The sequence below is a fragment of the Algibacter miyuki genome (assembly GCF_030409805.1).
Classification (GTDB): domain Bacteria; phylum Bacteroidota; class Bacteroidia; order Flavobacteriales; family Flavobacteriaceae; genus Algibacter; species Algibacter miyuki.
Genome location: NZ_JAUFQP010000013.1, coordinates 524,484 through 545,447, shown reverse-complemented (window position 1 = coordinate 545,447; position 20,964 = coordinate 524,484). Strand labels below are relative to the sequence as shown.

19 protein-coding genes are annotated in these 20,964 nt (G+C 35.5%); 2 read left to right on the top strand and 17 right to left on the bottom strand.

All coding sequences use genetic code 11. The annotated features are described in order from the left end of the window. Nucleotides 1-26: 26 nt before the first annotated feature. Entirely contained in the window at nt 27-1,202 is a 1,176-nt protein-coding gene (locus tag QWY92_RS14665) for a 2-isopropylmalate synthase (protein ID WP_290272573.1), read from the top strand. A 75-nt stretch (nt 1,203-1,277) separates the two neighbouring features. Continuing rightward, nucleotides 1,278-2,396 carry a 3-isopropylmalate dehydrogenase gene (gene leuB, locus QWY92_RS14660; protein ID WP_290272571.1) on the top strand — a complete coding sequence of 373 codons (1,119 nt, stop codon included), beginning with the start codon at nt 1,278-1,280 and terminating at the stop codon, nt 2,394-2,396. 331 nt (nt 2,397-2,727) lie between these two features. Here leuB and QWY92_RS14655 read toward each other — a convergent pair whose 3' ends face one another. The 17 genes from QWY92_RS14655 to QWY92_RS14575 form a co-directional block, all read right to left on the bottom strand. After that, nucleotides 2,728-3,696: a bile acid:sodium symporter family protein gene (locus QWY92_RS14655; RefSeq protein ID WP_290272570.1), complete on the bottom strand. Its 969-nt coding sequence runs from the start codon at nt 3,694-3,696 to the stop codon at nt 2,728-2,730. A 31-nt stretch (nt 3,697-3,727) separates the two neighbouring features. Continuing rightward, nucleotides 3,728-5,002: an argininosuccinate lyase gene (gene argH / locus QWY92_RS14650; RefSeq protein ID WP_290272568.1), complete on the bottom strand. Its 1,275-nt coding sequence runs from the start codon at nt 5,000-5,002 to the stop codon at nt 3,728-3,730. A gap of 113 nt (nt 5,003-5,115) precedes the next feature. Then, entirely contained in the window at nt 5,116-6,189 is a 1,074-nt protein-coding gene (locus QWY92_RS14645) for a M20 family metallo-hydrolase (protein ID WP_290272567.1), read from the bottom strand. A 1-nt stretch (nt 6,190) separates the two neighbouring features. Next, entirely contained in the window at nt 6,191-6,970 is a 780-nt protein-coding gene (gene argB / locus QWY92_RS14640; RefSeq protein WP_290272566.1) for an acetylglutamate kinase, read from the bottom strand. Further along, nucleotides 6,971-7,909, bottom strand: coding sequence for a Rossmann-fold NAD(P)-binding domain-containing protein (locus QWY92_RS14635; protein WP_290272564.1), 939 nt, complete (start codon nt 7,907-7,909; stop codon nt 6,971-6,973). Nucleotides 7,910-7,966: 57 nt separating this feature from the next. Continuing rightward, complete coding sequence (gene proB, locus QWY92_RS14630) at nt 7,967-8,731, bottom strand: glutamate 5-kinase (protein WP_290272562.1); 765 nt, start codon at nt 8,729-8,731, stop codon at nt 7,967-7,969. Nucleotide 8,732: 1 nt separating this feature from the next. Then, complete coding sequence (locus tag QWY92_RS14625) at nt 8,733-9,926, bottom strand: glutamate-5-semialdehyde dehydrogenase (protein ID WP_290274111.1); 1,194 nt, start codon at nt 9,924-9,926, stop codon at nt 8,733-8,735. Between the two features lie 138 nt (nt 9,927-10,064). Continuing rightward, nucleotides 10,065-11,219 (bottom strand): aspartate aminotransferase family protein, encoded by a 1,155-nt coding sequence (locus tag QWY92_RS14620; RefSeq protein WP_290272561.1) that lies wholly within the window; start codon nt 11,217-11,219, stop codon nt 10,065-10,067. 2 nt (nt 11,220-11,221) lie between these two features. After that, a complete protein-coding gene (gene proC, locus QWY92_RS14615; protein ID WP_290272560.1) occupies nt 11,222-12,016 on the bottom strand; it encodes a pyrroline-5-carboxylate reductase in 795 nt (264 codons plus the stop codon). A 260-nt stretch (nt 12,017-12,276) separates the two neighbouring features. Then, nucleotides 12,277-13,260 (bottom strand): N-acetyl-gamma-glutamyl-phosphate reductase, encoded by a 984-nt coding sequence (argC, locus tag QWY92_RS14610; RefSeq protein ID WP_290272559.1) that lies wholly within the window; start codon nt 13,258-13,260, stop codon nt 12,277-12,279. A gap of 54 nt (nt 13,261-13,314) precedes the next feature. Continuing rightward, entirely contained in the window at nt 13,315-14,496 is a 1,182-nt protein-coding gene (locus QWY92_RS14605; RefSeq protein ID WP_290272557.1) for an argininosuccinate synthase, read from the bottom strand. Between the two features lie 29 nt (nt 14,497-14,525). Beyond that, nucleotides 14,526-15,098: a GNAT family N-acetyltransferase gene (locus QWY92_RS14600; protein WP_290272555.1), complete on the bottom strand. Its 573-nt coding sequence runs from the start codon at nt 15,096-15,098 to the stop codon at nt 14,526-14,528. A gap of 474 nt (nt 15,099-15,572) precedes the next feature. Then, nucleotides 15,573-16,550 carry a ThuA domain-containing protein gene (locus tag QWY92_RS14595; RefSeq protein ID WP_290272553.1) on the bottom strand — a complete coding sequence of 326 codons (978 nt, stop codon included), beginning with the start codon at nt 16,548-16,550 and terminating at the stop codon, nt 15,573-15,575. Nucleotides 16,551-16,564: 14 nt separating this feature from the next. Then, nucleotides 16,565-17,356: a 3-keto-disaccharide hydrolase gene (locus QWY92_RS14590; protein ID WP_290272551.1), complete on the bottom strand. Its 792-nt coding sequence runs from the start codon at nt 17,354-17,356 to the stop codon at nt 16,565-16,567. After that, nucleotides 17,356-18,408, bottom strand: coding sequence for a sugar phosphate isomerase/epimerase family protein (locus tag QWY92_RS14585; protein ID WP_290272550.1), 1,053 nt, complete (start codon nt 18,406-18,408; stop codon nt 17,356-17,358). The genes QWY92_RS14590 and QWY92_RS14585 overlap by 1 nt, the downstream gene beginning before the upstream one ends. Nucleotides 18,409-18,422: 14 nt before the next feature. After that, nucleotides 18,423-19,556 carry a Gfo/Idh/MocA family protein gene (locus QWY92_RS14580; protein ID WP_290272548.1) on the bottom strand — a complete coding sequence of 378 codons (1,134 nt, stop codon included), beginning with the start codon at nt 19,554-19,556 and terminating at the stop codon, nt 18,423-18,425. Between the two features lie 65 nt (nt 19,557-19,621). Next, a complete protein-coding gene (locus QWY92_RS14575; protein ID WP_290272546.1) occupies nt 19,622-20,794 on the bottom strand; it encodes an MFS transporter in 1,173 nt (390 codons plus the stop codon). Between the last annotated feature and the right edge of the window lie 170 nt (nt 20,795-20,964).

Sequence of the window (20,964 nt, the reverse complement as noted above, 5' to 3'; positions counted from 1 at the left end):
AACAATAAGAAAATATATTTCAATAAATGTCTGATAATAAAGTACAAATTTTCGATACAACGCTTAGAGATGGCGAGCAAGTCCCTGGATGTAAGCTAAATACAGAGCAAAAACTAATTATAGCCGAACAGCTAGATTTTTTAGGTGTAGATGTTATTGAAGCAGGTTTTCCTGTATCTAGCCCTGGCGATTTTAGATCGGTTGAAGAAATTTCTAAAATTGTAAAAAACGCGACCGTTTGTGGTTTAACACGCTCGGTAGAAAATGATATAAAAGTTGCTGCCGAAGCCTTAAAATATGCTAAATTACCAAGAATACATACTGGTATTGGCACATCGGATTCACATATAAAATTTAAATTTAAATCAACACAAGATGCCATCATAGAACGTGCCGTTAGAGCCGTTACTTATGCCAAGTCTTTTGTTGAAGATGTTGAGTTTTATGCTGAAGATGCTGGTAGAACAGATAACGAATATTTAGCGCGTGTTTGCGAGGCTGTTATTAAAGCTGGTGCCACGGTTTTAAACATTCCAGATACAACAGGATACTGTTTACCGAGTGAATACGGAGCAAAAATAAAATACTTAAAAGAGAACGTAAAAGGGATAGATAAAGCCATTTTATCTTGCCATTGCCATAACGATTTAGGATTAGCTACGGCTAACTCTATCGAAGGTGTTATAAACGGTGCACGCCAAATAGAATGTACTATTAATGGTATTGGCGAGCGTGCTGGTAACACCGCTTTAGAAGAAGTGGTGATGATTTTAAAACAACATCCTTACCTCAACTTAGATACCAACATTAAAACCGAAATGCTTTACGGCTTAAGTCAATTAGTATCGGATAGTATGGGGATTTACACCCAACCAAACAAAGCTATTGTTGGCGCAAATGCATTTGCACACAGCTCAGGAATTCACCAAGATGGTGTGATAAAAAATCGTGAAACTTACGAAATTATCGATCCTAAAGATGTTGGTGTAACTGAATCTGCCATTGTATTAACAGCCCGTAGTGGTCGTGCCGCTTTAGCATATAGAGCAAAAAACATTGGTTACGAGTTAACTAAACTTCAATTAGACGAGGTTTACACAAGTTTCCTTGAATACGCTGATAAGAAAAAAGAAGTTATCGATAGCGATATTCATCAAATTATAGAAAACAGTAAAATGTATAGCGAAATTATTTCGTCTTAATACTTAAAAGGATACAACATTCAAAATAAAATGTATTATTTTGGATGTTGTAAACCTTAATAAAAACACGAACAGATGAAATTAAATATAGCCGTATTACCAGGTGATGGCATTGGTCCCGAGGTCACCGCGCAAGCCGTAAAGGTGTTAAAAGCCATTGCCATGGATTTTAACCACATATTTACTTTCAATCATGCACTTGTAGGTGCTTGTGCTATCGACAAAACAGGTAACGCACTACCCGACGAAACCATTGCTATTTGTAAAAATGCCGATGCGGTGCTTTTTGGAGCCATTGGGCGCACCTCTTTTGATCTTGATCCTAATGCAAAAATACGTCCAGAACAAGGTCTTTTAGGTATTAGAAAAGAACTCGGTTTACACACCAACATACGTCCTGTAATTGCTTATGATGATTTACTTACCAAATCCTCACTAAAAGTCAAACAGATCAAAGACGTCAACATACTTATCTATCGCGAACTTACTGGTGGCATCTATTTTGGTGACCATACACTAAGCGAAGACGGCAATACCGCTACCGATACCTGTACATACAACAGATTCGAAATAGAGCGCATTGCTCACGCCGCTTTTAAAGCCGCACAATCAAGAAAAAACAAAATCACTTTAGTTGATAAAGCCAACGTTTTAGAAAGCTCACGCCTTTGGAGACGCATTGTGCAAGAAATTGCACCGCAATACCCAAACGTAAAACTAAGGTACATGTATATTGATAATGCAGCCATGGAGCTTATTATCAACCCACGTCAATTCGACGTTATTTTAACCGAAAATATGTTTGGCGACATCCTTTCCGAAGAAGCCAGCGTTATCGTAGGTTCTATCGGCCTGTTGGCATCCACTTCTATAGGCGACAAATACGCCATGTTCGAGCCCATTCACGGGGCTTACACCAAGGCAGCCAACAAAGGCATAGCAAACCCTATCGCGTCCATTTTATCCGCAGCTATGCTGTTAGATCATTTCGGATTAGATGAAGAGGCAAGCCGTGTGCGCGAAGGTGTCGATAAATCATTAAAATTACACATTACCACACCCGATTTAAACACCAAGTACGATAATATTTCCACCACCAAGGTTGGCGATTTCATTGAAGATTTTATAAACCATCCCGATGAAACCAATCTGAATTTTACCAACATACACTTAGGGCAATCCACTATTATTTAATTATTTTGAGTTAGTCACGCTGTACATTAAAATCTTGGATCCCTTCTAAAGCGCATTTTTTTAAATGCGCTTTTTTTATAATCGTTAAGTAACTTTTTTAATTTCATTTTTGGCGTTACCCTTTTCCGTAAAAACTACAAACGGTCGGGCTTTCCGCTATATCTTTTTTTTCGGTGTATTAGCAAATAAAGTCTGTGTTATAAAAAAATGTACTATCCTATAAATAAGTATTTCATCAGAAAAAAAAGGATGCCGCATCAATCCCTAACGCAGCTATCCGTCAAGATTCATCATTAAATTAAAACAAATTTAATACGTTAAATTAAAAAGCTTAATCCGTCTTTCTAGCTAATCTAGCGGCTACCATACTAATAATTAATATTTGTGCCGCATGAAACAACATCAGTGGCAATAAAATAATGCCAATAGTCGCCATATTTCCAAATATAATTTTAGAAAACACCGTACCGTGTACTAACGATTTTTTAGTCCCACAAAACTGCGCCGTGATTTGATCTTCTTTGGTAAAGTTCATTTTTTTAGCCATAAAACCAGTCAGGTTAAATGCTACCAAAAACAACACAACAACCCCAGCAAAAAGCCAAAATAAATCCACTACCGATACCGAACTAAAAATGTTTTCAGTAAACGATTCAGCAAAACTTTTATAGATAATTAGAAGAATAATAGATTTATCAAAAAGCGTCAGTTTACTACTATGTTTCTGTACAAAACCGCCCAAATAACGCTGTAACAGAAGTCCTAAGACCACAGGTAAAATGATTTGAACAATCAGTTTAATGTAAATCGCGGTAAAGTCAAAATCGGTTTGAGCATCATTAACAAAAAGCCCCATCCAGAGCGGCGTAATAGCAATGCCAATAATTCCAGAAATACTGGCGTTAAAAATAGCCGCCGGCACATTTCCTTTCGCCATAGACACCATAACAACCGACGATGATACTGTGGACGGTAATGCGGCTAAAAAAAAGAAAGCTAACCAAATGGTTTCTTGCGCTTCATCCTGAATTAATGGACGACAAGCTAAAACCAAAATAGGAAAAATGAAAAATGTAGAAGCCTGAACCAAAACATGTAATTTCCAGTTTTTAAGTCCTGCTTTTAGCTTCTCCGGACTTAATTTTAATCCGTAAAAAAAGAATATAAGCGAAATTCCTACCGCACTAATCGTGTCGATAGGAATTTTGCTTTCACTAGTTCCCCATTCGGGTAAAAAGTAGGCTATTATAATAATACCTATAATCGATAATACAAACTTATCAATCTTTATGTTCTGCATTTTTATGCGTTTAGACGTGTTTTAAAACAAACTATACCGGAAACTTCGCTCTAATTTTATCCAAACATAAGTTATGGATACTTCCTGCATGCGTGTGTTTTTTAGAAGTATCTGGCACATAAGTTCCGTCTTGAACTTGCCCACCAATTTTTTGGTAAGCTTCTCTAAAACTTTGTCCTTCTACCACCAATGTATTGATGTTATCAACCGTAAATAAGTATTTATACAAATCGCTATTTACATCAATATCTTTTACAATAATTTGCTGAATAGAATAATTAAAAATGTCTAAAATGTCTTTTAATTCCTCAAAAGCAGCAATCATGTTTTCTTTTAATAATTGGTAATCTCTGTGGTATCCACTTGGTAAATTATTGGTTATTAAAACCATTTCACCTTGTAAGGCTTGAATTTTATTACATTTTCCTCGAATTAATTCAAAAACATCAGGATTTTTCTTGTGTGGCATAATGCTACTTCCCGTTGTTAATTCATCTGGAAAAGAAACAAATCCAAAATTCTGACTCATGTATAAACAGGTGTCCATCGCAAAACGAGACAATGTATTACACAAACTTCCTAAAGCCATAGCAATAGTACGCTCGTTTTTACCACGTCCCATTTGTGCCGCAACCACATTATATTTAAGTGTTGCAAAGCCCATTTCTTTGGTTGTTAACTCTCTATCGATAGGGAAAGAACTTCCGTAACCAGCAGCCGAACCTAACGGATTTTGATCTACCGTTTTTATAGCAGCATCTAGTAAAAACACGTCGTCTATCATTAATTCTGCATAAGCAGAAAACCACAATCCAAAAGATGATGGCATAGCTACTTGCAAGTGCGTATAACCAGGTAAAACTTTATCTTTATACGTATCTGCTAAATCCAAAAGCGTATTAAAAAGTGTTTGTGTTTTATCTTTTATAACACTTAAATTGTCTTTGTAATATAAATGGCAAGCCACTAAAACTTGATCATTTCTAGAACGTGCTGTATGTATTTTTTTTCCAACTTCACCTAACGACTTCGTCAACTCAAACTCAATTTTAGAGTGAACATCCTCAAATTGAGCATCGATAACAAAAGTGCCGTTTTCAATTTGCTTTTCTAAAACTTGCAAACCACCCAATAAATCTACCAATTCTTCAACCGTAATAATCCCGATTTTTTGAAGCATTTTGGCATGTGCTCGCGATGCTATAACATCGTATTTCGCAATATGAATATCAATTTCTCTATCGTTTCCAACAGTAAATTGTTCTATTTTTTTATCTATCGATATACCTTTGTCCCAGAGTTTCATTCTATTATTTTTTTGTTATTCCCATAAAAGCAGGAATCTTTTTATATGTTTATGAAAGCAGAAATTTCTACTTTCAATTTTAGTTAATACCACTACTTAAAAAAGGGTTCAGCTTACGCAGGAAGTAAAACCCGATTTAACAATTCAACATAAATCTGTACGCCTTCTTCTATTTCGTTGACATAAATAAATTCGTCCGCCGAATGCGAGCGGGTGCTATCTCCTGGCCCTAATTTTAAACTCGGACACGTAAGCACGGCTTGATCGGATAATGTTGGTGAGCCATAGGTTGTGCGTCCCATAGCAATACCTGCCTTAACTAAGGCATGATCGATTGGAATAGATGATGAATTCAAACGTAAACTGCGCGCCTTAATACTTGTTACCGGTGCGCTTTGTTCTAAAATTTCAGCAACTTCTTTATTGCTGTAAGCATCGTTTACACGAACATCAATAACTAAATCGACGTGCGCTGGCACCACATTATGTTGTGATCCTGCTTTTATTTGAGTCACTGTCAATTTAACATCTCCTAAAGCTTCTGAGCCTTTTTCAAACTTCAAATCTTTAAACCATTGTAAGGCTTCTATCGTGTTATAAATGGCGTTATTATCGTTTGGATGTGCGGCGTGACTTGGCGTACCTTCTACAACCGCATCGAAAACTACAAGTCCTTTTTCGGCGACAGCCAAATTCATTAAAGTAGGTTCGCCAACAATGGCAACATCTACCTTAGGAATAACCGCCAACATACTATTTAGCCCGTTTGGCCCGCTGCTCTCTTCTTCCGCGGAAGCGACAACAACTAGGTTATATTTTAAATTTTCGTGATTGTAAAAATGTGTAAATGTTGCAATTAACGACACCAAACAACCGCCTGCATCATTACTACCTAAACCAAATAACTTACCATCTTCTACAATAGCTTTTAAAGGATCTTTAGTGTAAGCCGAATTTGGTTTTACAGTATCGTGGTGCGAATTTAACAACAGTGTTGGTTTACTTTCATCGAAGTGTTTATTAACTGCCCAAACGTTATTTTTTGTGCGTTTAAAATCAATTTCGTAGCGTTTAAACCAATCTTCTATATGTGCTGCTGTAACATCTTCTTCCGAAGAAAAAGATTGCGTTTCTATCAGTTTTTTTAAAAGCGCAATAGCATCACTCGTTAATTTCTCTAGTCCCATTTTATAAGGTTATTGTTGTGAAATTATTATTTTCTTGGGTTAACATCGCTGTGTTTCCCATGTTTATATTTTTGACACCGTTACGTAAAGCATCGAAGCAATTTTCTAACTTCGGAAGCATGCCATCAGCAATAATACCACGATCTAACAAATCTTTATAAGTATTAGAATCGATGTGTTTTATTACTGAATTTTTATCGTTAATATCTTCTAAAACACCATTCAATTCAAAACAGTAATAAATTGAAGTCTCATACAAGGCACTCATACCAACCGCAACTTGCGAAGTAATAGTATCCGCATTGGTATTTAATAATTGTCCGTTTCCATCGTGCGTAATTGCACAGAAAACAGGTGTGAAATCGGCTTGAATTAATTTATCTATAGATTGATGAGCTACCTGTTTTACATCGCCTACAAAACCAAAATCGATATCTTTTACCGGACGTTTTACGGACTTAATGGCATTAATATCTGCGCCTGTTAAGCCAATTGCGTCGGTGTTTAAAGCTTGTAATTTTGCGACTACATTTTTATTTACTAAACCACCATAAACCATGGTAATCACCTCTAAAGTTTCAGCATCGGTAATACGACGCCCGTTAACCATTTGCGATTCTATACCCAGTTTTGACGCGATATGTGTAGCCCGTTTTCCGCCGCCATGCACCAAAATTTTCTTGCCTTCTAAATTAGAAAACAATTTGAGAAAAGCATTTAAAGCCGTTTCATCTTCAATGATATTTCCTCCTATTTTTACTATCGATAATTTTTCTTTCATCTATAAGTCTTCTAAGATCTTCTTTAGCACTAATTGCGCGGCATACGTTCGGTTATTGGCTTGCTGAATAACTAAAGAGCTATCACTATCTAAAACAGCGTCTTCTACAACTAAATTTCGTCTCACCGGTAAACAGTGCATAAATTTAGCATCACCTATTTTATCTTTAGTAATCATCCATTCAGGATCAATATTATCCACTAAACCGTAATCTTCATAAGAACTCCAGTTTTTTGTATATATAAAATCGGCGTCTTTAAAGGCCTCTTCTTGATTGTGATAAATTGGCGTATCTCCAGTAATTTCCGGATTTAAATTATAACCTTCCGGGTTTGCTATTACAAACTCTACATCCATTTTTCTCATGGCTTGTGTAAAACTATTTGCAACAGCGTGTGGCAACGCTTTTATGTGTGGCGCCCAACTTAAAACCACTTTTGGTTTAGATACCTTAGCGTGTTCTGAAATTGTAATCGCATCGGTTAAACCTTGCAACGGGTGGCCTGTAGCGCTTTCCATACTTACCACAGGAACGGAAGCAAACTTTTTAAAAGACTCTAAAACATATTCACTTTCATCCAATTCTCTATCGGTTAGACTAGGAAATGCACGCACTGCAATAATATCGCAATATTGAGACACTACAGCTGCAGCTTCTTTAATATGTTCAGCCGTGCTACCATTCATTACTGTGCCATCTCCAAATTCGATTCCCCAAGCATCGCCAGAAACATTCATTACAATCGGGTTCATACCCAAATTCAAAGCTGCTTTTTGCGTGCTTAAACGCGTACGCAAACTCGAATTAAAAAATAACAACCCAATGGTTTTATTTTTTCCTAATTCAATGTTTTGTAATGGATTTTTCTTTAAACCTTTCGCTTCTTCTATCCAAGAATTGATGTTATCGATATCGTTTATGGATGTGTAATGTTTCATTTTCTGAATGTCTTTATTATTTTATTTACACGCTAAATTAACGTTGTAAATGTGTACTTATTTTATTTTGGTAAACGGCACTTTATCATCAAAAGCATTGACTATAAAATGGTCTTCTAAACCGTTTACAATCCATGTTTCAATATTTGAATTTTTAGCTACTTCTGCAGCTTCAATTTTAGATTGCATGCCACCTGTACCGTGAGACGATTTTGAATCGACTACTTGACGTCTCAAATCATCAAAATCTAAAACCTCTCTAATGGTTTCTGGCGTATTGCTTTTTATCGATTCCTTGGTATAAATACCATGAGTATTTGTGGCTATAATTAATAAATCGACTTCTAAAAGCGAAGCCGTTAATGCCGCTAATTTATCGTTATCTCCAAACTTAATTTCATCGGTTGCTACCGTATCATTCTCATTAATAATAGGAATGTAATTATTTTGAACCAACACATTTATGGTGTTCACAATATTGGTTTTACTTTCCTGTTTTTCAAAATCGGAATAAGACAGTAAACACTGCGATGTTAACAACCCGTAATCTCTAAAAATTTCTTGATAAATACGAATTAAATGTGGCTGCCCGATAGACGCTAAGGCTTGTTTTACAAATACCTCCTCTTGCTTACTTTCCAATTTTACAAACTGTTTTGCTGCAGCAATGGCGCCAGAACTAACAATAACAAACTCGCAAGTATCTTGAAGTTTTGCAATTTGACTTGCCATATCTTCAATTTTACCTCTCGAAATATAATTGGTTTCTTTGGTGAGCGTGTTGGAGCCCACTTTTAGTAAAATTCGTTTTTTCTTCTGCATCTTATCTTATTTGCCCGTTTCCGTGAACATACCATTTGTTTGTTACCAAATGCTGTAAACCAATAGGTCCGCGTTGGTGTAATTTATCGGTACTTATGGCCAATTCGCCTCCTAAACCAAGTTGACCACCATCAGTAAAACGTGTGGATGCATTATGATAAACTGCCGCTGTATCTACATTTTCCATAAACACTTTAGCTTCCTCGTTATTTGTAGTTACAATAACAGATGAATGCCCACCAGAATATTTATTAATCATGCCAATAGTATCTTGATTGGATGCTATTTCTCCAATAAGAATTTTATAATCTAAAAATTCTTTATACCAAATATCGTCTGAAGTAATGGCTTCCACTTCATGATTTTTAGAAATGTTAGCATCTCCTAAAACTTCAATATTAGTCTCTTTTAATTTTGTAATTAATCGATTTACAAAGGCATCTTTATCTGCTAGATTTTGGTCAATTAAAATCTTATCAACCGCATTACAAGCCGAAATTTTAGATTTCCCATTCATGATAAGATCAATAGCAATATCTAAATCGGCATCTTTATGCACATAAACAAAATTATTACCACGTCCAGAAATAATCACCGGACAAGTAGCGTGTTCCTTTACAAAAGCAATTAAACGCTCACCTCCACGTGGCACAATTAAATCGACTTTTTGTGTTGGTTTCTCTAAAAAAGCTTGTGTTTCTGTTCTGTTGAATTGTAAATATTCTACCCAATCAGCTGATGCGCCTTCCTCTTTTAAAGCTTGGTGCCAGAGTTCTACAATTTTTAAGTTTGATTTTAAAGATTCTTTTCCGCCTTTTAATAAAATTTTATTACCCGATTTAAAAGCAATACCAGCCGCTTCAACAGTAACATCTGGGCGCGATTCATATATAATTAAAACCGTACCAAACGATGCTGTTTTATTATAAACCTGCATCCCGTTATCATGCTTAAAACTGAAACGCTCTACACCTACAGGATCATCTTGCGATGCTAAATGCTTAACGGATTTAATCATTTCATCAACCTTAAAATCGTCAACTTTTAAACGGTCGAACATCGAAATATCCTCACCTTTATACGCTTCTAAATCTGTTTTGTTAATGTTAATAATAGCCTCACGTTCTTGCTCTAATAGCACAGCCATTTTAAGCAAAACCGCATTTCTTGTTTCTATGGATAATAAGGTGTTCATTTTTTTAGTGTTCATTTTTTATTAGTAAACAATATGCCGTCTACCGTAATCCGTACAAAGATTTTGAAAAGTATAAATTAAGCCATTCTCCTATTTCATCAATATTTGTTCTATTTCCTTTTCTCTTTATTCTATATTTTAATTTTCCACTTCCAATTCTTCAACCTCACTTAAAACTTCAACTAAAGCTTCAAAAAACATATTAATATGCTCTTTTCTAATGGTTAATGGAGGTAAAATTCTCAGTAACTTTTTATTGGAAGCACCACCAGTAAAGATATGGTGGTTATATATTAATTCTTTGCGTAACTCGCCTACTTCGAAATCAAATTCTAAACCAAGCATAAGTCCTTTTCCTTTAATATTTTTTATCTGCGGGATGGTTTTAGCTATTTTTATGAAATACTCAGACATGACATTGACGTTACTCATAAGGTCTTGTTTCTCAATCACATTTAAAACCGATAAACCTGCAGCACAAGCCAAGTGATTTCCACCAAACGTGGTACCTAACATCCCAAATTTAGCTTCAATGATCGGGTGAATTAAAATGCCTCCTATTGGAAAACCATTCCCCATACCCTTTGCTATCGAAATAACATCTGGCGTTACATTATAATGTTGAAAAGCAAAGAATTTTCCCGAACGGCCATAACCCGATTGTACCTCATCGGCAATAAAAAATGTATTGTTTGCTTTACAAAGCTGATCAACGGTTTCGAAAAATTCAGCAGTACCTTGATCCAATCCACCAACGCCCTGAATAAACTCGACAATAACAGCACAAACATCGCCCTTTTCTAACTCACGTTTCACCCCTTCAATATCATTTAAAGGCAAAATAGTTACAGCTTGTTGCGCGTTAATTGGCGCTATAATGTTTTTATTATCGGTTGCTGCAACAGCTGCCGACGTTCTTCCGTGAAACCCATTACTAAAGGCAATAACACGTTTTTTATCTGTTTTAAAAGAGGCTAATTTTAAAGCGTTCTCATTAGCTTCTGCTCCCGAATTACATAAAAACAACTCATACCCTTCACAACCAGAAAGCGCTTCAAGTCTGTCGGCTAATTCTACCTGTAACGGATTTTGAATCGCATTCGAATAAAAACCTAACGTAGCCACTTGTTCCGATATAGCATCAACATATTCAGGATGTGCATGCCCAATTGAAATTACGGCATGACCACCATAAAGGTCTAAATATTCGGTTCCTTTTTCATCATAAACATAAATGCCTTTGCCTGAAACAGGTGTAACATTATACAACGGATATACATTAAATAGTGGCATAGCTAATTATTTTTTATCTGGTTAATTTTCTCGAAAGATGCATTTATTCCTTTTATAAGCGACGAACTTAAACCGCGGTGTTCCATTTCATTCAAACCTTCAATAGTACAACCACTAGGCGTTGTAACACGGTCTATTTCTTCTTCTGGGTGTTTCCCCGATTGTTTCAATAAACTAGCAGCACCAAAACAGGTTTGCATGGCTAGTTGATGTGCTTCGTGCGCCTCAAAACCTAACTGAACAGCACCTTGCGTAGTTGCACGAATTAAGCGCATCCAAAAGGCAATACCACTAGCACAAATTACTGTAGCTGCTTGCAATTGTTCCTCCGGAATTTCTAATGACGTTCCCATACTATTAAAAATAGTAATTGCTAAGTCAATTTTTTCCTTTCCTTTTTTGTTGGTCGAAATACAAGTCATTGATTGTCCCACAGACGCCGCAGTATTTGGCATAGCACGCACCACGTAACTATCTTCACCAACAATAGCCTCAATTCTGGCTATAGCAAAACCGGTAATTACCGAAATTAAAATATGATCCTTACTTAAATGTGGTTTCAGGTCGTTTAATATCCCTTCAAAATGTCTCGGTTGAATAGCAAAAATAACAATATCTGCATGTTTTACCGCCTCAACATTATCTGTAGTTAACGTTACTTTTTCCGAATGATCAAATTCTTTTAAAGCGCTTAAGTTTCGTTTTGTTAAATACAAACTCGTCAACGCTTCCGAAGTTAACAAACCCTTCGCAATGGACTGGCCTAAACTTCCCGCACCAATAATGGCTACCTTCATAATGCTAAATTTTATGTCTTTGTCATCACATTTCTGCAACAATAAAAAACCTCTTTTTCAAGTGTTATTTTTGGGCGTTTCCCGAAAAAGGGTCGGGCTTTTACTACTCGCTCCTTCCCAAAAGGTCAGGGAGCTCAAACATACCGTTCAATCCCTAACGCACCACTGTTCTGTGTTTACTCAAATGTTAAAACAATTCAGTAAAAAAAAGGAAACAACTTCTATAAATTTCCGTCTTCACGGAAATAAAAAACCATATTCTAAAAATACGTAGCCTTTAAACCCAAGCCCGTAGTTTCCTCTAAACCAAACATTAAGTTCATATTTTGAACTGCTTGTCCCGAAGCACCTTTTAATAAATTATCAATTACACTTGTAACTAATAATTTACCATTATGCATATGTAAATGTATTAAACATTTATTGGTATTTACCACTTGTTTTAAATGTAATTCTTCATCGGACACAAAAGTAAACGCTGCATCTTCATAAAATGCTTTGTATAATGCCTTAGCGCCTTCAAGCGTTCCTGAATAATCGGTGTAAAGTGTTGCAAAAATACCTCTAGAAAAATTTCCGCGATTTGGCATAAATAAAATTTCCGAAGAAAAATTGTTTTGTAATTGCTTAACCGATTGATTAATTTCTCCTAAATGCTGATGCGTGAAAGGTTTATAGTACGAAAAATTATTATCACGCCACGTATAATGCGTAGTTGCAGATAACGAAGTTCCTGCTCCAGTAGCGCCAGTTACCGCATTAATATGCACATCTTTACTTAATACACCCTCGTTTGCCAATGGCAATAAGGCGAGTTGAATGGCCGTTGCAAAACAACCAGGATTGGCAATATAATTTGCCGTTTCAATGGTTGGTCTCTGTAATTCTGGTAAACCGTAAACAAATGTTTTACCTTCAAAAACCTTATCGGCTTCTAGTCTAAAATCATTTCCTAAATCGATAATTTTGGTATTATCAGAAAATTTGTTAGCCGATAAAAACTTCACCGAATTTCCGTGTCCTAAACATAAAAACAAAACATCAACCTCTGGATTTACAGTATCGGTAAATTCTTGATCTAATGACCCCACTAAATCCTGATGTATTTTACTTATTTTATTTCCGGCATTCGATGTGCTAAACACAAAATTTATATTTGTATTTGGGTGATGGATTAATAAACGAATTAACTCACCAGCCGTATAGCCCGCACCTCCAATAATTCCAACTTCAATATTTTTCATTCTATATATTTTATAGAGCTGTTAAATTAAAAAAAATAACAGCTCCAGATACTTTTACTCTTCAGAATTTACTTGTCTGTATATTTTATTTTGATTTCCAAAAATCTTAATAAACCCTTTAGCATCATCTGCTGTCCAAGCTTTATTTTCTTCTCCGTAAGTACTGAATTTACTCGACATTAAATCATGCGCAGAAACAATACCATCCAAAGAAAAATGATAAGGCTTTAAAGTCACAACAACATCACCAGAAACCATTTTTTGAGAACTTTGTAAAAACGCTTCCGTATCTCGCATTACAGGATCTAAATATTGTCCTTCATGTAAATGCATACCATAAAAACTAGATAAATATTCTTTGTGTTGTAATTGCCATTTTGTTAAAGTGTGTTTCTCTAATAAATGGTGTGCTTTTACGGTAATTAAAGATGCTGCAGCTTCAAAACCAACACGTCCTTTAGTACCAACAATGGTATCTCCCACGTGAATATCTCTACCAATAGCGTAAGCCGAAGCGATATCATTTAAGTTTTCAATATTAACTTCCGGAGCATTTTCTTCTCCATTTAACGCTACAAATTCACCATTTTTAAAAGTTAAAGTTACTTTTTCTTCACCTTCTTTTTCTAATTGCGACGGGTATGCTTCACTTGGTAAAGGCTTTTCAGACTTTAATGTTTCAACACCTCCAACACTTGTTCCCCAAAGTCCTTTATTTACAGAGTATTTAGATTTTTCCCAAGGCATATCAATACCTTCAGCTTTTAAATAGTCTATTTCTTCTTGTCTGGCTAATTTCTTATCTCTAATTGGCGTAATAATTTTAATATTTGGCGCCAATGTTTGAAAAATCATATCAAAACGTACTTGATCGTTTCCGGCTCCAGTACTACCATGCGCAATGTATTCGGCATCAATACTTTTAGCATATTCTATAATTTCAATAGCTTGAATAATACGTTCTGCACTTACTGAAAGAGGGTATGTACTATTTTTTAAAACGTTTCCAAAAATTAAATACTTCACTACTTTTTTGTAAAAGGTTGCTACGGCATCAATATTTTTATAAGTTGAAACGCCCATTTTATAGGCATTACTTTCAATATGCTTAATTTCTTCTTCGGTAAAACCACCTGTATTTACACTTACGGCGTGTACATCGTATTCTTTTGATAAACTAACGGCACAGTATGATGTATCTAACCCTCCACTGTATGCTATGACTAATTTTTTCATTTTATAATTTGTATAACTTATTCTATAATTTAAATTTGTTTTAACTGACCTATTTCAGACTTGAAACATTCATTAACGTAATATTTGAAATTCAACTCATCACGTAATTTCCCTAATTTCTCAAGTTCCTCAACTAGTCCAACAGACATTTTAGCTAAGGTAACGTGGGTCATCCCAAGCAATTCGTTATAATAATGCACTTTGGGTGTTTGCGCCACTGAAATAAGAAACGTATCGGAAAACAACTCGGTCATTCTGGACATTAACAACAACCCCAAGTTACTATTACGGCATTCGCGATCGACCCATAACGACGTACGTTCATAAACCGAATGTCCTTTTACATGATGCTCATGAACAAAAATATGCCCATAAATTCTATCATTTTTTTTCAATATAAAACAGCCGTTTTCAGCACGAATTCTTAACATGTCAACATCAACATAGTACAATGTAGAAAGTTCTTTTGACCGTTCTGAAATTAATTCTAAAGTTTTATTTGAAAGTTTATAAACTAGCTTTATTTCTATGTCTTCATTAGAACAATAGGCCTCAGCTTTTTCTATAACACTTAAAATATCTATTTCCAATGTCGTATTCATTTTTATTATACCCTTAAAGGCTTAAATTTATATAAAACCAAGTACAAATAATTGGTTTTAAAACTAACCATATGCAAATAGACAGAGCTATAATAACACATGAAAAAAATTTACTCTAAAAAATAACGAAAATTCGAAAGCGAATAGCTCTCTTAATTGAAAAGCCCCAAGGGGCGAATACTAGGAATACGCACAACAGTTGCTTTAGTATTTGCTACTAAAACAGAAGAGATAAGAGATATGTTGTTTCCTGTTTTCACTGAATAACTACCTTAACTATTAACTCTAAATCGTCGGCGTGAGCCCCTTTCGTTAATATAAGCAGCAAAATTACAATTAATTATGAATTACACAACATTAAACATAAAAAATAGAGGTGATTTACATTTAATATTGTGCAATTATATTAATCTGATATTTTTGTTATCAAAAAGCATAAATAAGCTACTATTTATTAATGCTTTTGAATATCATTTATTTTGCGAAATTGAAATTTCTTGAAGAGACTTTATCTTCTGACGGAAAATCGTCAGGTAATTCTGTCTGAGTTACTTTATTTGTTGCAGCCCACTCTACCCCACGTTTTAATAAGGTTATAAAACCTACACATTCAAACGACTGTGTATCGTGCCCCAAAGTGGTGTGAAATATTCTGCCTTTACCATAATCGATAACCATAGCCACAGGTTCTTTTTGCTCTAATTCAGGCTTTTTCTTTGTAGATACTGCCGTTGCTAAAATGGTTACATTTTCTGCAGGCCCTCTCATAAAAGCGTAACACTCGTCTGGTGCATGCATCCAAACCTTTGGCATTCCTTTTGTAATTGGGTGCTCGGTATTATAATTTGTTACGGCAAAAGCCTCTCTTTTACCATGAGTTCCTCCTTTGCCAGGGCTGTAATCTTTTTTGGGCTTATTGTCTTTGTCAATATATAAATAAGGTCCATGCTTTTCAGTTCGTCCGCCCCAACCACCTATAGCAATCATTTCATTATAGGCTGTCCATTCCGGGAAACTATTATCGGCTGCATGCACACTCACAAAGCCTCCTCCTTTTTTAATATATTTTTCAAAGTTCTTCTGAACTTTCTCTGGCCAAGACGCTGCTTTGTATCCAAAATTAGAAATTACCACATCGTACTTTGAAAATTTAGGATTAAAATCGGGATCTGTTTTCGGCTTCCCTTCAACACCTTCAGCAACATTCGCAAAACCTAACCAATCTTTATGTTCTTCACTATTATTTAAATATTTAGTTCGCGCAATATCAACCGTAAACATGCCTGTTTCTTCAAGATATTGTTTCATCATAATCGTTGATTTTGGCCAAACCGTATGGTTATTTTGTCCGTCAACAATAAGCACTTTTATTTTACCCTTAATTGGATTAGATGAATAGCTATTACTAATAAAACAAAGACTTATTAGTAAAACAACAATACGATTTATCATAATTTATATTTTTTTTATAATTCTCTAACCCAAATATTTCTATAGCTAACGCCGCTATTATCGCGATGATCTTGTAATTTAATTGGCGCTTTTCCATGTGGTTTGTTTTTGGGCCACCCAATAAACTGAGTTGTTCCTTTAATTTTGTAATGATCTTGGATTAATACACCATTGTGAAGTACCGTTATGGTACCAGATTCTGTTTTTTCTCCGGCATCATTAAATTTGGGTGCGTGATAAATAATATCATAAACATTCCAATCTCCCGTTTTTGAAGATGCTTTAGCCAATGGCGTACCTTGCTTGTAGATAGACCCCACTTGACCATTAACATAGGTTTCGTTATCATTATTATCTAAAACCTGTACTTCATACCTGTTTTGAATAAACACACCACTATTAGATCGATGTTGGCCATCTCCTCTTATTTCTTTGGAAGATTTCCACTCTATATGCAGTTGCATATCGCCAAAATTACGTTTGGTTTGAATATCGCCTGCCTTGTTTTTAACAGTCATACTCTTATCTGGGTTTAAAACCCAATTCACATTTGAAGAATCGGTGGAAGACACCCATTCCTCAAAATTAGAACCGTTAAATAATACAATCGCATCCGACGGAATTTTAGTTTCCTCGTCTACTGTAACAACTTTAGGCTTGGGCCCCCAAACTTCAGTTTCTTTTGGCTTTTTGGGTTCAATTAAGCCTTTATTCATTTCAACCTTTTCGTTTGAAACAACACTTACAACCTTTTTACTACAAGATGCAACAACGAAGACTATTAAAATGACTAAACTTTTATTCATTAAATTCCAAGTATACTTTTCAAAAATTCTTGATCTGGTTTCGCACCTGCAAAATCGTCAAAACTACGTTCGGCAGCTTCAATTATATGTTTCTGAATAAATGGCGCACCTTCTCTTGCTCCTTGAGCTGAAGATTTTATACAACATTCCCATTCCATAACCGCCCAAACATCGCAATCGTATTTGGTTAGTTTAGTGAAAATACTTTTGAAATCAACTTGACCATCACCCAAAGATCTGAAACGACCTGCACGATCTTGCCAATCCGAATAACCTCCGTAAACACCTTGTTTTCCAGACATATTGAATTCAGCATCCTTCACGTGAAAGGCTTTAATACGTTCGTGGTAATAATCGATAAACTTTAAATAATCTAACTGTTGAAGTACAAAATGACTTGGATCGTAAAGAATATTGGCTCGTTTATGATTTCCTGTAGCTTCTAAAAAACGTTCGAAAGACACACCATCATGTAAATCTTCACCTGGGTGAAGTTCATAACAGATATCCACATTATGTTCATCAAAGTGATTTAAAATTGGCAACCAACGTTTTGCTAATTCTTCAAAACCCATTTCCACCAAACCTTGCGGACGTTGTGGCCATGGATACATGGTGTGCCATAATAAAGCCCCCGAAAAGGAAGCGTGAGATTTTAAGCCCAATCTACCACTTGCGGTTCCTGATTTTTTAACAAAATCGATAGCCCATTCTGTTCTCGCTTTAGGATTACCTTTAACTGCATCTGGAGCAAAACCATCAAATAAGGTATCATAAGCTGGGTTTACTGCAACTAATTGCCCTTGTAAATGTGTTGACAATTCGGTGATTTCTAAACCATACGAATTCACTTTTCCTTTTAACTCATCGCAATAGGTTTGACTTCCCGCAGCTGTTTCTATATCAATTAATCCGGTTTCCCAAGTTGGAATTTGAATTCCTTTATAACCTAAATCGGCCGCCCATTTACACAAATTATCTAAAGTGTCGAATGGCGCTTCGCTTCCTGCGAATTGCGCTAAAAATATTGCTGGTCCTTTTATTGTTTTCATACTTTAATATTATTTTATAAATCTAGCCACACATTACCAGATTGGTGAGATTCTACACATTTTTCAATAAACTTCATTCCACGAACACCATCATAAACATTTATAAATTCCCCGTTATCATAGTCTAAACCACGAATTGCTTTTGCAACTCCGTAATAAATATTACCCATAGAATCGAAAATTCCTTCTGGATGCCCTGGAGGTAATTTTGTTCCATCTAAAGACACCTCTCCATTATAGGCATGCCCCGGTTTTAATATTTGAACTGGTTTATCATCGGTTAAATGGTATAAGAAATTTGGATTTTCTTGCTCCCAATTAAATCCACCTTTAGAGCCATAAATTTTCACTGTAAGTCCATTTTCTTCACCTGTTGCAATTTGACTTGCTCGAATAACACCTTTTGAATAATCGGAAAAACGGATTAACACCGTACCATCAACATCGAGTTGTACATCTTCGTAACGTGTGTTAAGGTCCGCTAAAATAGTTTTCACTTCCTTGCCTGTTAAGTATTCCGCCATATTAAAAGCATGAGTGCCAATATCTCCAATACAACTACTAATTCCTGCTTTTGTAGGATCTAATCGCCAAATGGTTTCACGCACTTTTTTGTCATGAAGTATTGGATTTATCCAACCTTGATAATATTGAATATCTACTTTATGGACTTCACCAATTACGCCAGATTGAATCATTTCGCGCATTTGCCTAACTATTGGATATCCTGTATATGTATAAGTTACTGCAAAAACTGTTTGTGCTTTTTTAACAGCCTCTTCGAGTATCACTGCTTCTTCAAGCGACGTTGTTAATGGCTTTTCACAAATAACATGGAAGCCATTATCTACTAATTTTTTCGCCATAGGAAAATGTAAAAAATTAGGAGTTAATACTGAAACAACCTGAATTCTTTCATCTTCTGAAAGCTTAGCCTCTCCAGCTACAAAAGCATCTAAATCTTTATAAATACGATTGGTTGGAAGCCCTATTTCTTCCGCGAAAGCGATACTTTTATCAATATCTGGATTAAAAACACCACCAACAATTTCAAATTGATCATGCATAGCCGAAGCCACTCTATGAAGTACGCCAATTAACGAGTCGCCGCCTCCACCTAAAATGCCTAGTTTAATTTTTTTTGCCATTATTATTTTCGTTATTATTTTATATGATAAAACGCAGCTTTCTTATAAATTCAATAATAAATTTATTATGCCTTTGCCGCTTTGTCTCTTTTTTTCATGTAAATATTTAAACCGATAAATGCTACAATAAGGATTGCCGGTAAAATAGACATGGTTCTTAACGCTTCAGAAGCATTTGCATCGTCCATTAATTTACCCATAATAGGTAATACTAATGATACTGAAAACATTCCTGCGCCCCCCATAATGGATAATCCAAGCGCTCCTGTTTCTGGTAAATATTCTGCAACAAAACCTAACATAGTTGGCCAAAAGAAAGTAACTCCAATTGCAAAAACTGCTGCTGCAACAAAGGTCATTCCACCACTAGTAACGGTTAATAACCAAAGTCCTATAAAGGTAAAAATTGCTGAATATAAAAGCATTCCGGAAGGCTTTAATTTATGAACCACTTGCCCTGCAAATAAACGTCCTAAAGCCATAATTCCGTTAATAAATGCTAATACTAAAAGGGGTACTGCTACCGATTCTTTTAACAAAGATTCTATACGTTGCGTGGTTCCTAATTCTGAAGCTGCTGTTAAGAGCATGCAAAACACCATAAATAAGAATAAAGGTTTCCCGACGCTTGAGAACATTTTTTTATTACTAACGCCCATTTGCACACGCTCGGTAAGCGGAAAAACTTGTCCGAAAAACAAAACGCCATACGCTATTAAAGGCACAAATAAAGTAGCCACCATAATTTGCCAGCTTAAGCCCATAACATCCATAATAAGCCAACCTACAATGGACCCAATTACGATACCGCCTGGAAACCATACGTGAAATCGGTTTAACATTTTTGTTTTTTCGTTGGTATACATGGAAGCTATCATCGGGTTTAAAGCCGCTTCTACCATACCATTACCAATACCTACAAATAAGGTAGCTAAAAATAAGGACGACATAGAATCTGCCATAATAGTCCAAACAATACCAACGGCATGCATGATAAAGGCAATCCATGTAATTTTTTTAATGCCGAGAAAATCAACCATAGGACCTCCAAAAATCATGGCAATTGTAAATCCGAAAAAAGCGGGTGTAAAGGCGTAGCCTATTTGCTCTAAGGTTAACCCAACGCCTTCGGGTCCGAAAACGGTTTCTAATCTTGCGCGAATAGCAAAAGTCATTGCTGTTGTAATCAAAGCTAAACAACTTCCTAGAAAAAGTCGTTTCGTATTAATGTTTTCCATTTTAAAATATTTAGTTGGTTTAGTTGGTGTTCAAATTACATCACTGAAATCAATGATATTCCTGAAATTAAAATTCAAGCGAATTTCAGCAAAAACAATAGCTGTAATTTTTACTTAGTGAAAATAGAACATTGAATTGATAACAATGTGTATAATTATTCAATGAAAGA